This is a genomic window from Pseudaeromonas sp. HNCC25DJ180, from assembly GCF_055413345.1.
Genome location: NZ_JBVAYF010000014.1, coordinates 72334 through 85701, shown reverse-complemented (window position 1 = coordinate 85701; position 13368 = coordinate 72334). Strand labels below are relative to the sequence as shown.

Annotated in this window: 12 protein-coding genes; 3 read left to right on the top strand and 9 right to left on the bottom strand. The window is 58.1% G+C overall.

What is annotated here, in order from left to right:
- Positions 1–80 precede the first annotated feature (80 nt).
- Positions 81–1313 carry a multidrug effflux MFS transporter gene (locus ACZYTD_RS13630; RefSeq protein ID WP_463892783.1) on the top strand — a complete coding sequence of 411 codons (1233 nt, stop codon included), beginning with the start codon at positions 81–83 and terminating at the stop codon, positions 1311–1313.
- Between the two features lie 75 nt (positions 1314–1388).
- A complete protein-coding gene (locus ACZYTD_RS13625; protein WP_463892782.1) occupies positions 1389–2492 on the top strand; it encodes a diguanylate cyclase domain-containing protein in 1104 nt (367 codons plus the stop codon).
- A 44-nt stretch (positions 2493–2536) separates the two neighbouring features.
- Here the strand turns inward: ACZYTD_RS13625 and ACZYTD_RS13620 are convergent, their stop codons facing one another.
- Positions 2537–3361: a TOBE domain-containing protein gene (locus tag ACZYTD_RS13620; protein ID WP_463892780.1), complete on the bottom strand. Its 825-nt coding sequence runs from the start codon at positions 3359–3361 to the stop codon at positions 2537–2539.
- A gap of 216 nt (positions 3362–3577) precedes the next feature.
- Between ACZYTD_RS13620 and ACZYTD_RS13615 the strand changes: the two genes are divergently transcribed.
- Entirely contained in the window at positions 3578–4006 is a 429-nt protein-coding gene (locus tag ACZYTD_RS13615) for a TOBE domain-containing protein (protein WP_463892778.1), read from the top strand.
- Positions 4007–4084: 78 nt separating this feature from the next.
- Here ACZYTD_RS13615 and ACZYTD_RS13610 read toward each other — a convergent pair whose 3' ends face one another.
- The 8 genes from ACZYTD_RS13610 to glmS all read right to left on the bottom strand — a co-directional run bounded on the left by ACZYTD_RS13610 (position 4085) and on the right by glmS (position 13351).
- Complete coding sequence (locus ACZYTD_RS13610) at positions 4085–5224, bottom strand: porin (protein ID WP_463892777.1); 1140 nt, start codon at positions 5222–5224, stop codon at positions 4085–4087.
- 94 nt (positions 5225–5318) lie between these two features.
- Positions 5319–6083 carry a molybdate ABC transporter substrate-binding protein gene (gene modA, locus ACZYTD_RS13605; RefSeq protein ID WP_463892775.1) on the bottom strand — a complete coding sequence of 255 codons (765 nt, stop codon included), beginning with the start codon at positions 6081–6083 and terminating at the stop codon, positions 5319–5321.
- Positions 6084–6451: 368 nt separating this feature from the next.
- Entirely contained in the window at positions 6452–6700 is a 249-nt protein-coding gene (locus tag ACZYTD_RS13600; RefSeq protein ID WP_463892774.1) for a hypothetical protein, read from the bottom strand.
- A complete protein-coding gene (locus tag ACZYTD_RS13595; RefSeq protein WP_463892772.1) occupies positions 6697–8763 on the bottom strand; it encodes a PA5441 family protein in 2067 nt (688 codons plus the stop codon). The genes ACZYTD_RS13600 and ACZYTD_RS13595 overlap by 4 nt, the downstream gene beginning before the upstream one ends.
- Before the next feature lie 268 nt (positions 8764–9031).
- A complete protein-coding gene (locus ACZYTD_RS13590; protein WP_463892770.1) occupies positions 9032–9529 on the bottom strand; it encodes a TOTE conflict system archaeo-eukaryotic primase domain-containing protein in 498 nt (165 codons plus the stop codon).
- 37 nt (positions 9530–9566) lie between these two features.
- Positions 9567–10079 (bottom strand): hypothetical protein, encoded by a 513-nt coding sequence (locus tag ACZYTD_RS13585; protein ID WP_463892769.1) that lies wholly within the window; start codon positions 10077–10079, stop codon positions 9567–9569.
- Positions 10076–11329: an AAA family ATPase gene (locus ACZYTD_RS13580; protein WP_463892767.1), complete on the bottom strand. Its 1254-nt coding sequence runs from the start codon at positions 11327–11329 to the stop codon at positions 10076–10078. The genes ACZYTD_RS13585 and ACZYTD_RS13580 overlap by 4 nt, the downstream gene beginning before the upstream one ends.
- A gap of 192 nt (positions 11330–11521) precedes the next feature.
- Positions 11522–13351 carry a glutamine--fructose-6-phosphate transaminase (isomerizing) gene (gene glmS, locus ACZYTD_RS13575; RefSeq protein ID WP_463892766.1) on the bottom strand — a complete coding sequence of 610 codons (1830 nt, stop codon included), beginning with the start codon at positions 13349–13351 and terminating at the stop codon, positions 11522–11524.
- Positions 13352–13368 lie beyond the last annotated feature (17 nt).

Below are 13368 nucleotides of genomic sequence, written 5' to 3'. Positions count from 1 at the left end.
ACATCAAGGGGTTACGGGCCAGATCCCCGAAAACCGTGCCCAAACCCAGCGCCTTTCTGTCGCCACTATTAGAGTCCACTATGCACCCTCACCCGCCCTCCCCGGCGGTCCGCCCCGTTCCGGGCTGGACTCCGGTTGCCTTCTCCTGCCTGCTGATCGCCGTCGGACAATCCGGGGTCGGCTTGATTCTCCCGGCGCTCCCCGTGATGCGGGAAGCCCTCGCCGTCTCGGGGCAGGAGGTGCAGTGGCTGCTCAGTGCCTTCCTGCTGGGGTTCGGCCCCAGCCAGTTGGTCTATGGCCCGCTCTCGGATCGCTACGGCCGTCGCCCCGTGCTGCTCTGGGGGTTACTGCTGGCCCTGGCCGGTGTGCTGCTCTGTCTGCTGGGGCATGACTCCCTCTGGGCTATTCTGGCGGGTCGGCTACTGCAGGGGGTGGGGGCAGGCGGAGCTTCGGTGATCGCCCGGGTCAGCCTGCGGGATCAGTTCGAGGGGGGGCGGCTACGCCAGGTGATGTCCCAGTTCGGCACCATGATGGCGCTCTTCCCCATGCTGGCCCCGCTGTTGGGGGGCCTGCTGACCGAGCGTTGCGGCTGGTTGAGTCTCTTCCTCGCCATGGCAGGTTACCTGCTGCTACTGAGCATGCTGGTGGCGTGGCGCTTCGAGGAGTCCCACCCCGCCCAACGGCAGGAGAGAGGGCCAGGAGTCGGGGAGATAGTGCGCCAATACCAGCAGCTGCTGGCCAACAGCCACTTCTGTTGCTACTCGGGAATTGTCTGGATCCAGTATGGCCTGGGCATTCTCAGCCTCTCCCTCATCCCCTTCATCATGCAGCAACAGCTGGGGGTCAGCAGTGAGCTCTACGGCCGCTGGACCCTGTTACCCGCTGTGGCCCTGATGCTGGGCAGCGGGCTGGCCAATCGTCTGCGCCAGCGCATGAGCCAGGAGCAGATGCTCTGGCAAGCGGCCCTGTTGCAGGCCCTGGCCGGCGTCGCCATGTGCACCCTGGCCAGCACCCCCTGGAGCGTGATGGGCAGCCAGGCCCTCTTCACCTTCGCCACCGGCATGGCCTTTCCCAACGCCCTCTCCTGCCTGTTAGAGCCGTTCCGGCAGAAGGCGGGCACCGCCACCGCACTGGCCGGGGCGGGCCAGATGCTGAGCGCCGCCCTGGGCAGCGCCCTGCTGATCCACGCGGGCCTCCACACCCTGCCGCAACTGGGCAGCCTGCTGTTTATCGGTGCCCTGCTGCTGGCGGTGCTGGTACAGCTGGGTCACCACGCCATTCCGGCCTCCGATGAGTGGAGCGTACAACCATAATTTGATCTATAGCCCTCTGAACTCCATGGATCTGAAGTACTCTTATGGGAGTCATCAGAGAAACAAGGGGTAGGGATGCTCTCGTTATTTAACTGGAATGAAGGTTTCTTGACCCATATCTCCTCCGTGGATGAGCAGCATCACCAGCTGGTGGAGTTGATCAATGACCTGGGCGAGATGATCTTCTCCTCGGATACACTGGATCCGCTGCAGTTTATCCCGGTACGCGACAAGCTATTCAACTATGTGCATCAGCATTTTGTCGATGAAGAGTCCATCATGGCCACCGCCGGGCTGGATCCGCGCCACTGCGAACCACATATCCTGGCTCACCAGGCCTTTCTCGCCGAGGCCCTGGTGTTGGGCGATATCACCAATGGCTTCTCTATCGACGAAGCCCGCAGATTGGTTGACTACCTGATCAATTGGCTGGCCTACCATATACTGGGCATGGATCAGACCATGGCCAAGCAGGTACTTGCCGTCGAAAAAGGCGAGAGCGCCGCCACCGCCTATGAGACCGAGGCCCAGTCCGCTCGTTACAGTTCGGAGCCATTACTGGCGGCCATGAGCGGTCTCTTCTATATGGTCTCGGAGCGCAATCGGGAATTGCGTTCGCTAAATCGTGAGCTGGAGATGAGGGTCAAGGAGCGAACCCAAGCGTTGGAGACGGCCAATCACAGGCTACAGCTGCTCTCAACCCAGGATGATCTCACCAAGTTACCCAATCGTCGCTTTGCCTACTTGAGCCTGGATCAGCAGTGGCAAGAGAGAGTGCGTTACCAGACGCCACTGGCTGTGCTGATGATCGATGCCGATCAGTTCAAGGCGGTGAATGACAACTTCGGCCATGCCATGGGCGATGCCCTGATCTGCGAAATTGGCAGACGTATTCGCAGTACAGTCCGCGCCAGCGACATAGTCTGCCGTCTGGGGGGCGATGAGTTTCTGGTGATCTGCCCACGCACCGACTATGCCGGGGCCACCGAGTTAGCCAGAAAGATAGTGGCCGCCTCGCTCCCCTTTCATACCCCGGAGGGAGAGGAGTGCTGGAGGGGGGCCCTCAGCATAGGCACAGCCGAAGCGGATGCCACCATGCGCAACCCGGAGGCGCTACTGGCGGCCGCCGATCGGGCCATGTATAGCGCCAAACGCCAAGGCGGCGCCCGCGTTTCCTGACCCGCCCAAGCCCTTCTGTTATCCAAGGAGGGAGGGCTTCCCCCTCAAGGGTGCAGACAGAGGATCACAGACGAGGCCTTGAACACGGCGCAGGCGCGCTGGCCCACCATCAGCTCCAGGCGCGCTATGCTGTCGTGAGTCACCACGGCACAGACCGTCTTGCCGCTGGCCAGGGTCAGGGTCACTTCGGCGTTGACCGGGCCATCGTGAATGCGGGTCACCTGGCCCCAGAGGTGATTACGGGCCGTGGTTCTGATGGCCGGATCGGTCAGCAAGAGTATGGAGGAGGATTTGACCAGAGCCAGCACCTCCATGCCAAGGGCCAGCTCCAGCGACTCGGCTGATTCTCGGGTGATCACCGCCACCAGCTCATTCTCGTCATCCAGCTTGAGGCAGGCCTCGAAGTCCACCTGACCCGCCCGCAAGGCGGTCAGGGTGCCGGCAAACTGGTTGCGGGCACTGCTCTTCATGGACATGCGCTTGAGCAGTTGGCGGAACTGCTGAAAGTCGTTGCCCTCGCCCGCATACATGCTGTTGGCCAACCGATCCAGCGCCTGCTGGTACTCAGCCTCCAGGGCCCGATAGAGATCGATCACCTTCTTGCCATAGCTAGTCAGTTGGGTACCGCCCCCCTGACGCCCACCGGCCGCTCGCAGCACCAGCGGCTGATCCGAGAGGTTGTTCATGGTATCGATGGCATCCCAGGCGGCCTTATAGGAGAGAGGCACCGCCTTGGCGGCCTGAGTGATGGAGCCATGCAGGGCGATCGCCTCCAACAGGCGGATACGGGTATCCCCCAGAAAGATGCCAAATTCGGTTTCCACTTCCAGTTTGGTACGCAAACGCGGTGCGCTCTGTTCGATTGTCATTGTAGTGTCCTGTTTATAACGCCCCCAGCTAGCCACCAAATGGCAACTAACGAGTCCGTTTATAGCGCTGTCGCTATGGTTGTATCTATACAGGCTGGAGGATTAGAGTCATTCCAGCCCGCGAATTCGTCGCTATGCCCTGCTAGCTATAGCGACTAGCTTGCGAGGATCGGGCCAACTTGCCCCTGAATTACCTGAAGTTAGAAGGAAGAACAGATGAAAGTCAGCGCACGGAATGTATTCGAAGGCACCATCTCCGCCCTGGTCAACGGCGCGGTCAACACCGAAGTAGAACTGACCCTGGCCGGTGGCGACAAGCTGGTGGCCATAGTCACCGAATCCAGTACCCAGTCTCTGGGGCTGGCCGTGGGTAAAGCGGCCACGGCCCTGGTCAAGGCCCCCTGGGTCATAGTGCTGGCCGGTGAGAGCAACCTGAAGTTCAGTGCCCGCAACCAGCTGAGCGGCAAGGTGCAGAGCCTGAGCAAGGGTGCCGTCAACACCGAGGTGGCTATCGAGCTGGCCGGTGGTAGCCTGGTCTATGCCGTCATCACCAACGATGCCGCCAAAGAGCTGCAACTGAGTGTTGGGGCCCCGGCTTCGGCACTGATCAAGGCCAGCCACGTCGTTCTGGCCGTCCCGGCCTAAGCCGCGACACCCCATATCGGGGCGTGACGCACCGCAATAGCGCGCCAACCTTCCGGTTGGCGCTCTGCTCTTCGGCTCTCAGAAGTCGTAGCGAGCCGCCAGCTGCCAATCGTTGGCCGCATCCACCGCCAGACCCGTGACCGGATCCTTGACCGCGGCAAAGGAGCTGGCCTCCTTGTTGTTGATGCGGAATTCAGCCGCCAGGCTCAGGCGACGGTTGAACTTGTAGTTGGCGCCTAGCGTGTAGTAATCCACAGTATCACTGCTCACCCCATTACTCTTGCCTGCCACAGCGTCAACGCCCTCGGCCTCCTGCTTGTTCCACATGGCCAGCACACCAACGCCATTTTGGAAGTTATAGCCCAGCGTCGCCTCATAGCCATCGTGATCATAGCCTGGCTTGTACCACTGCTGACCCGAGCCATAGGCGAACGCCGCATAGAGCGCCTTGTCGTCATACTTGGCGCCCAGAGTCCAGAGCTTGGCATCCTCATAGCTCCCCTGCTGGCCCACGCTGTAGCTGGCCCCCAGACTCGCCACGGGCAGCGGCTTATAACTCATAGCCACCCCATAGGCGCTGTTATCCTTATCCACCGCCACCTCTTGCTGACTCTTGCCGTTACTGTCCTTGCTGGTACAGACCCCATCGGCACAGGTGTCTTGATTAGTGCGCAGCTTGTAGCTCAAATCCATGCCCAGTTGCTTGTAACTCAGGGAGTACTTGAATTGATCTGAGGAGCGCTTGGTACCGAACTTGTCGACCCCCACCCCCAGACCATGGTTGCCATAACCATCGGTCAGCGAGACATCGGTCCAACTGGTTACCAAGTTGGCGGCACCATTCTGGCGACCAAAGGTGAGGGTGCCAAAATCGGTGTGCGAGACCCCACCAAACGCCAACCGGGTGGCAACCGTGCTGCCCTTCTCGGTATCTAGGGTGGGCACAGTGCTGGGGCTGGCCTTATCACCCACGTTCAGTTGCCCCTCATAGGTACCAATGGCAGTCAAGGTATCGTTGATCTTGCTTCGGCCCTTGAGGCCAAAGCGCAGGAAGGTGTTAGAGCCATACAGCTCGCTATCCCGCTCATCACCAAAGTAATGGCCCGCATAGGCGCGCCCCGTCATATCAATGGAGCCATATTGATTGTTGAGCAGAGAAACGGCATGAGCTTGCCCGGCAGTGACGGCCAGCGCCACCGCAAATAGTGTTGTCTTCATGATGAGCGTCCTAAATTTGGATTATCTGAATATCAAATTCTTCTGATGAATGGGTTGAATGGAGGGACTCACTAGAGCCCCAACTCCAATGCAATTAATGGCTGTAGCCGTAGCTGACCATGATGGCCTTGGCCGTATCGCTCTTGAGGTAGTTAAGCAGGGCGGTGGCGGCTGGGTTGTCTTCGCCTCTCTTCAGCAAGACCGCATCCTGATAGAGGGGGCTGTAGAGGTTTTCCGGCACCCGCCAGGCGGAACCCTTGGGGATCTGGCCATCCTTATAGACTTGCGACAGGGCGACAAACCCCAGCTCCGCATTGCCTGAATCCACAAACTGCTTGGTCTGGGAGATGTTCTCGCCCGTCACCTGTTTGCTCTGCAGGCTGGCACTCAGACCCAGCTTATCCAGGGTTTCGATAGCGGCGGCACCATAAGGAGCCGTCTTGGGATTGGCAATGGCCAGATGTTTAAAGCTACCGCTCTTGAGCACGGCCCCCTGGTTATCCACCAACTTGGCATCCGCCGACCAGAGCACCAGCTTGCCCCGAGCATAGGTAAACAGGGAGTCGGCCAGGGCCAGCTCGCTCTTCACCAGCTTCTTCGGGGTCTTGCTGTCAGCGCTGACCATCACCTCGAACGGCGCCCCATTCTGGATCTGGGTAAACAGCTTACCGGTGGCACCCGAGGTGATAACCACATGATGCTGGGTGCTCTTCTCAAATTCGGTAGCAATCTCCTGCATGGGAGCCAGGAAGTTGGCTGCCACCGCCACCAGCACCTCATCGGCATGAGCCGCAGAGGAGCAAGCCAGCAGGGTCAACAGCAAAGAGGCGAGGGTTAAACGATGCGAGTCTTGTTTCATCTTGTTATTCCTTGTGTCTGATTCTCTCCAATGTCGCTATATCCACACGGGTATAACGACAGTGCACAAACAGGAGGCGTTCAACCATATGGCTATAACTCTAGCTATATAACGATAGAGCCATAGTTGCCGATAAAATTAATCAGCAAACCCAGTTTAAACAGCATTTTATCCTGGCGCCCTCTCTTTGGCCTCATGCCACAACAGCGGGTGCAGTAGGGTAAAAGCAAGATAGAGGCCAAAATCGGGATATTAGGCGGGAGGCCACAAGAGATAGCCCAGGCTAAGGGTTAACCTCGGAGGAGATAGCGGCACCAGCCAGCGCTATCCCCTATAAAAGACAGCGCTGGGCGATTGTGCCTATGAGGCTAAGCAGCGAAGGAGACTGGGGTAACCGCCAGATACTCGGCCAGCGCCCTGAACTCGTAGTATTGATATTCACTCATGGGGTATCCCCAGCGGGTTGTTGCAGAAGAGATTGCCGCATCGACCCGTATCGGTTTCTCGGTCGCTGGTGCAACCGCCGTGGGTGATGAGGCATCCGCCGCCATCCAACCCCAGAGCCGCATTGCCAGACCACTCAGCACCAGCAGCCCGGCGCCCCACCATCGACTCACCAGTAGTACTTCTGCTGCTTCGACCAGGGCATGGCGGCATAACGGTGTTTCAGGGTCTGGAACCACCCCTTGCGCACCTCGATGGGGATCTCCTCCCCACCACCACAGTGGTTATCTCCCTGATTGGCAAAGCAGTTGATTGCCTTGTAGAGCGCAAAACTCTTCTCCTCTGCCGCGGCGTATGGATCCGTCATCACCGCCCGATAGAGGGTCATCGACTCCGGGAACGGACCGACGAAGCCATCTCCGGCACCGCCCAGAGCAGGCAGCGTCGGCTTCTCATCATAATAGCGACTGTTAGGGCCGGATCGAGGAGTGACATCGAAACAGAGTCGGATCCTGGCGCCAGCCCCCGGCTTGGCGAGCTGCTGGACCGTCTCCAGAAGGGAGGGACAGCTATACCCCTCTTCTGTGGTATAGGGTTGGGCAAACACGGTGGCATAGGCCGCCGGATCCGGCATGGTGGGGGTCAAGGCCGCATAATCCTTGAGGAACCGGGTGAAGTGGCTGTGCTCCAGCTGCTTGGTGAACAGGGTGGAGAGAGCGGTCTGCCGCACCTCGGCCGACAGGCTGGTATCCGTCACCACCTTGCGCAGCGTCTCGCCCGGTGCCGATAAGTTCAGCAACCGCAGACGCCATTCCGGATTGGTCACCAGAGAGTCGGCGGCAAACATAGCCTCCAGCCGATAGCTGCGCTCCAGCGTCATCGCCATCGCCAGCTCCAGAGCGGATTTCTGGCTCGAGTCCGGCTGCATGGCCCACAGCTGGCGCCAGTGCGCCTCGGCCTCAGGCCACTGCTCCTGAGCCAGCAGCGCCATGCCGCGCAGCATCTGCCGACTGAAGGTCAGACGATCCAGTGGCTGACCGTCGGCAGGCGGTGTGATGGCCTGCACCACGCCAGCATAGTCGTGATCTATGTAGTAACGACGAACCAGTTGCAGATAGTCATACTCGGCCTGCATGCCGGCCGCCGCGAAGCTGGGCTGCTGGGCGGCTAGCGCCTCGGCCGACAGCAGCCACTGTGGATCGCCGCCCCCCTGCAGATGGTTCAGATCCTGGATCAACAGGAAGCGCGGCGGCATACCATGACCCGGCTCATTGATCAGATTGCGGACGATCTTGGTAAACACCGCCGCTTTGTCATCCTCGGGTTTCAGACTCTGCAACTCCTTGAGATAGATGGCGCCAAGCTTGTTCTGTGCTCCCTGCAAAAGATAGAGACGCTCATGGAGGCCGATCGCCGAGTTGGCATACCTCCCCTTGGGATAGGTGGCCAGATAGTGGGCGAAAGCCTGCTCAGCCTCGCTCAGCGCCGCCGGATCGGCCTTGGTCGGATCGAAGAATCCTTCGTCATCCACGGCCTTGGCCTGGGCCTGATTGATGGCGACCCGAGCCAGCAGATAGCTGGCGGTCTCCTTGAGCCAGGGTTGTTCCTGCTGACTCAGCGCCGTGAAGCGTTGTTTGGCATCCGGGAAATCCCCCAGATAGAAGGCGCGCGCACCGCGCAGATAATCGCTGTAACCGACAGCAGCCGGGGTCGATGGCAGGGCGCTGAAATCCGGCAGGGTATCACTCTGACACAAGCCCAGCAGCGCTACCCGCGCCTCGGCCAGTTGCCGTTGCTCCTCGGCAGGCAGACCACTGGCCTGCAGGGCCTGTAAGAAGGGGGTGGCCGCCTGAGGGCGATTCAGGCTACAGCGCCCCTCCAGCCAGCCACTCGCCCGTTTGCCGGCCTCTTCGATAAGCGTAGGGTTGACGCCTAGAGCCCCGGCCAACGAGCTCATCGGCGGTAGCGCCTGCTCGGTCAACTGATCGCGATCGACCTCATCAATCGGCTCAGACGAGGTGGCCCCCCCCGGTTGTGCTGTGGTCGGATACAAGAGCGCCAGATTGGTGCCCAGGTCGTTGTTCGGTGACAGGAAGGGGAGCGACCGCACTTCACAGTCGAGACCATCCCCCTGCAAAGCCAGATAGGGCTCACACTCATCGTCACCACCACAACCCCAAACGGGTTGGGTGGCCATCAACGCCAGAACGCTGGCAACTTTCCATGGGGTATTCATGCTCTCTCCCTGAGCGTACAGCCTCTCAATGCGGCACAAGTTGGTATCCAATGAGCCCCATTATGCCAAGAGTAGTGAGTTGCCGTCACGGAAAGGGCATTAAACAGGCCAAATCAGTCGCCCTGGTCGAGTAGCCGGCCCCGCCCTCGGAGTTCAAACGAAAAAGCCTCCCGCTGCATAAGCAAGGGAGGCTTTTTCAATCCGCGCTATTTTTCAGCGCCTGTGGGTGAGCAATAAAGTTTCATACCAAATCACACCACAAGCCATATTACATTGCGGTAGGGGCACCCAGCTCTTCTATCGCGCAGGCATCCTCGCGCCAATCGGCCTCATCAAAATCGATGGCAAGAAAATGGCAGGAATCATCCTCTAGTAGCGGATAGACGCCCACTGTGTGGCAGCCTGCCAGATGATCGTAGATCACGTTATCGGACAGTGGACTCAACAGGCGGTTGCGGCACTCACCGCACTTGATGCGGGGTTTTTCGCAGAGACCAGAACGCCATTCGTTGGCGCAAGCTGGTACATACCCAGATTTGCCTGTTGTTTTACTTTCCCAGCGAAGGGGATAGACATCGGCACGCCCACGAAACAGACGGCGAAACAGAGCCACTTTTTCGGAGGTGGAAAGCGTTGATGACTCAAGCCTTCGGGGGGCAGTAGCGGCAGGTTCCTGCGGCCGCCACTCGATTCCGTACTGATCTAGCAGTGCTATCAGGCGAGCATTTTCGGCTTCAAGGGCTGCAAGCGTGTTCTTCTGGCTCATATGGGAACTAACGCAACATCCATCAGGACAATTCAGATCATCGACGCTGTTTTCGTCTGGGAATTTCAGGCTGAACTATTGGCTCGTAGGCTTTCAATCCTGCATCACCCGTCAGGATCTCAACGCGACACCCCGTAGCAGCATAGAACTCAGCAACATCCTTGATAGTGGCATCACCGAGCGAGAGCTGCTGTTGAGCCAAAGCAGGCCAACTATCAGCCAACTCAGTGAGCTTTGCTGATGTCCACAAAGTTGACTGATCAGAAAATGCAGCCCAGGGCGTATCCTGATTCGCACTCTTCCTTATCAGCTCTGCGAGTGACTCTCCGCGTTCGCGTCTATAATTTCGTGCTTGAGCTATGTGATTTCCAGTCTCAATGATGCTGGCCAGAGGCAAAACAAAAGTTGTGTTTTCCCGTTCCTCAGCCTCAATTTTGGCCGCAACTCTGGCCCGGTTCCACTTATCCGCATCCGGGCCGCAATCTTCCATACCGGGGATATCCAGCCAAACACAAAGAATGCTGGTGTCAATGACCAACACTTTTTTCATTTGGCGGCCTCCCGCTGTAAGGCAGCCTCAATAAGCCCTTCAGATGTGAGTCGTCCCAGTGACCCTGAGGCCATCAACTTGGGTAAGTGCTCAACATCTTCCAACTGTGTCAACTGACTGGCCCCAGTCTCGCCATTGCGATGGGCAACAGTAATAAAGGGCACCATACTCGCACCTGCCGCATCCAAAAGTGCGGGGTTATGAGTCGTGACAATCACATCTATCCCCCGCAGCTTACCGAGAGTCCGTAGCATCTCAACCAGTACATGGGCGCGAGAGGGATGCAAGCCATTATCCACTTCTTCAATTACCAGCAAGCTGCCTGGTTGACGAGTGAGCATAGCCGTGACTATAGCCAAATAGCGCAAAGTGCCATCTGACATTCCCCTTGCATCCACTGTATGTGACGCTGAATCTGACCACCCTTCTTTACAGTAAAGCATGGCGTCTGTCTGAAATCGCCCAACCGGCTCAGTCCATATTTTCAATATGTCTCGTTCCGGCAATGCCTTCAGGTAATCGGTCAGCGTTCTCTCAACCTCTGACTTACGCGGCGCATCGAGAGCGGCAAGCACACCAGCAATGTTTGAACCATCCGCCTGCAACTTTTCAGAAAATGGCGTGTAAGCACGCATATGACTAGGAATGGGGTCAAAAACAAATATCTGCTGAAGCTGGTTGAGAACCCGCCTAACCCCCTCTTGAACCTCCTTCCGTAAATTCAAGGTATCGGCCTGAGCTAGCACAATAAGGGATCGATTTACGTCTAGGCGCTTACCTGGCCCTTTAGTTCCTGTGGAAAAGTAGGCGGGTAAACCAGGAGCAGAACTCTCCTGGGGTTGAGTATAAAAAAGGCGGCTTTCTTTAGGGATTTGACTGCGCGGACCGTACTTCAGCAATTTGAGCTCTTCACGAGCAACCTCAGCCTTAGCACCATTTACTTGTATGCTTAACTCATAGCGGTAATCTTGGTTTTCTGTCTCTCCACCCAAGGTCAACTCTATCGTGAATTCATTAGTGGGTTTACGACAGATCCACTCCATACCACCACGGATCGATGAAAGTGACACATCCCCATTGATAGCTTGAAAAATACCAACCCCAGAGGCAACTCGTTGTAAGAAAAGCAATGCATCCAGAGTATTAGATTTACCGCTGGCATTGGTACCAATGATGATGGTCAACGGGTCAATAAAGAGCGTGGCTTGCTCAAAACTTTTCCAATTATGGAGTTTCACTTCTTTAAGCATGGTGAATCCCTATTAATACCCGTTCAACTTCAAAGTACTTATCGAATAACCCTTGTTTTTAATCGGGTAAGATTGCGTACCTCACTCTTAATACAGCCTACTTAAAATGTAAAACAGAGGACGTATTTATCAGAAAGGTTTCGGTACACAACCTTATCACCTTGTTATGTTTTTTTCATAAATATCATGCAATTACTCAACCGTGACACTCTTGGCCAAGTTACGGGGCTGGTCCACATCCGTGCCCTTGATGATGGCGACGTGGTAGGAGAGCAGTTGCAGCGGCAGGGTGTAGACTATGGGGGCGATCACCTCGTCCACCTTGGGCATCTGCATCACCCGCATGGTGGCATCGGATTTGAAACCGGCCTCCTGGTCGGCGAAGACATAGAGGATACCGCCGCGGGCTCGCACCTCTTCCACGTTGGATTTCAGCTTCTCCAGCAACTCGTTGTTGGGCGCCACCACGATAATCGGCATATCGGCATCGATCAGTGCCAGCGGGCCATGCTTGAGCTCACCGGCGGCATAGGCTTCGGCGTGGATATAGCTGATCTCCTTGAGCTTGAGCGCCCCCTCCATGGCGATGGGGTACTGGCTGCCGCGGCCCAGAAACAGGCTGTTGTGCTTGTTGGCAAACTCTTCGGCCAGAGTCTGGATCTGCTTATCCAACGCCAGTGCACTCTGCACCTGCTCAGGCAGATTGCGCAGGGAGTGAACCAGCGCCGCCTCGGCAGACGGGGCCAGATTGCCACGACAGTGACCTATGCTACCCACCAGCATCAGCAACCCGGCCAGCTGGGTGGTGAAGGCTTTGGTGGAGGCCACACCAATCTCGGCGCCGGCGCGAGTCATGAAGGCCAGAGCCGATTCGCGCACCAGTGAGGAGCCGGGTACGTTACAGATGGCCAGGCTCGACATATAGCCGGACTCCTTGGCCAGACGCAGCGCCGCCAGGGTGTCGGCGGTCTCGCCGGACTGGGAGAGGGTCACCAGCAGAGAGCCAGGGCGGGTCACCGACTTGCGATAACGGAATTCGGAGGCGATCTCCACATTGCAGGTGACACCGGCAATCTCCTCGAACCAGTAACGAGCCACCATGCCGGAGTGGTAGGAGGTGCCACAGGCGACGATCTGCACATGCTCCACCTTGTTGAAGATGTCGCGGGCTCCGTTGCCGAAGGCTTCCGGCACCAGGTGGTCGCCGCTCAGACGCCCCTCCAGGGTGTTGTTGAGGGCCGCTGGCTGCTCGTAGATCTCCTTGAGCATATAGTGGCGGTATTCACCCTTGTCACCGGCATCGTGAGTCAGTTCGGACTCCAGCTCGGGGCGTTGTACCGGATTGCCATTCAGATCGAAGATCTTCACTTCGCGACGGGTCACCTCGGCCACATCCCCCTCTTCGAGGAACTGGAAGCGACGGGTCACCGGCAGCAGGGCCAGCTGATCCGAGGCGATAAAGTTCTCGCCTATGCCAAGACCGATGACCAGCGGTGAGCCGGAGCGGGCCACCACCATGCGTTCCGGCTCCCGGCTATCTACCAGCACTGTGCCATAGGCGCCGCGCAGCTCTTTCACTGCCTTTTGCAGCGCCGCCAGCAGGGTCGGTTCAGTTTGGCGATGGTGGTGCACCAGGTGCACTATCACCTCGGTATCGGTCTGGGAGATGAACTCGTAACCCAACCCCTTGAGCCGGTGACGCAGCTCTTCGTGGTTCTCTATGATGCCGTTATGCACCACGGCCAGGGTGCCGGAGACATGGGGGTGGGCGTTGGTTTCGGAGGGCTCGCCATGGGTGGCCCAACGGGTGTGGGCTATCCCTGTGCCGCCAGAGAGCGGGCTCTCCTGCAGTGCCTTGGCCAGCTCCTGCACCTTGCCCAGACGGCGCACTCGCTGCAGCTGATTATCATGAATGACAGCCACCCCGGCTGAATCATAACCCCGGTACTCCAGGCGGCGCAGCCCTTCCACCAGAATGTCCACCACATCACGCTGGGCAACCGCCCCGACAATTCCACACATGCTCTGTTCCTTATTAG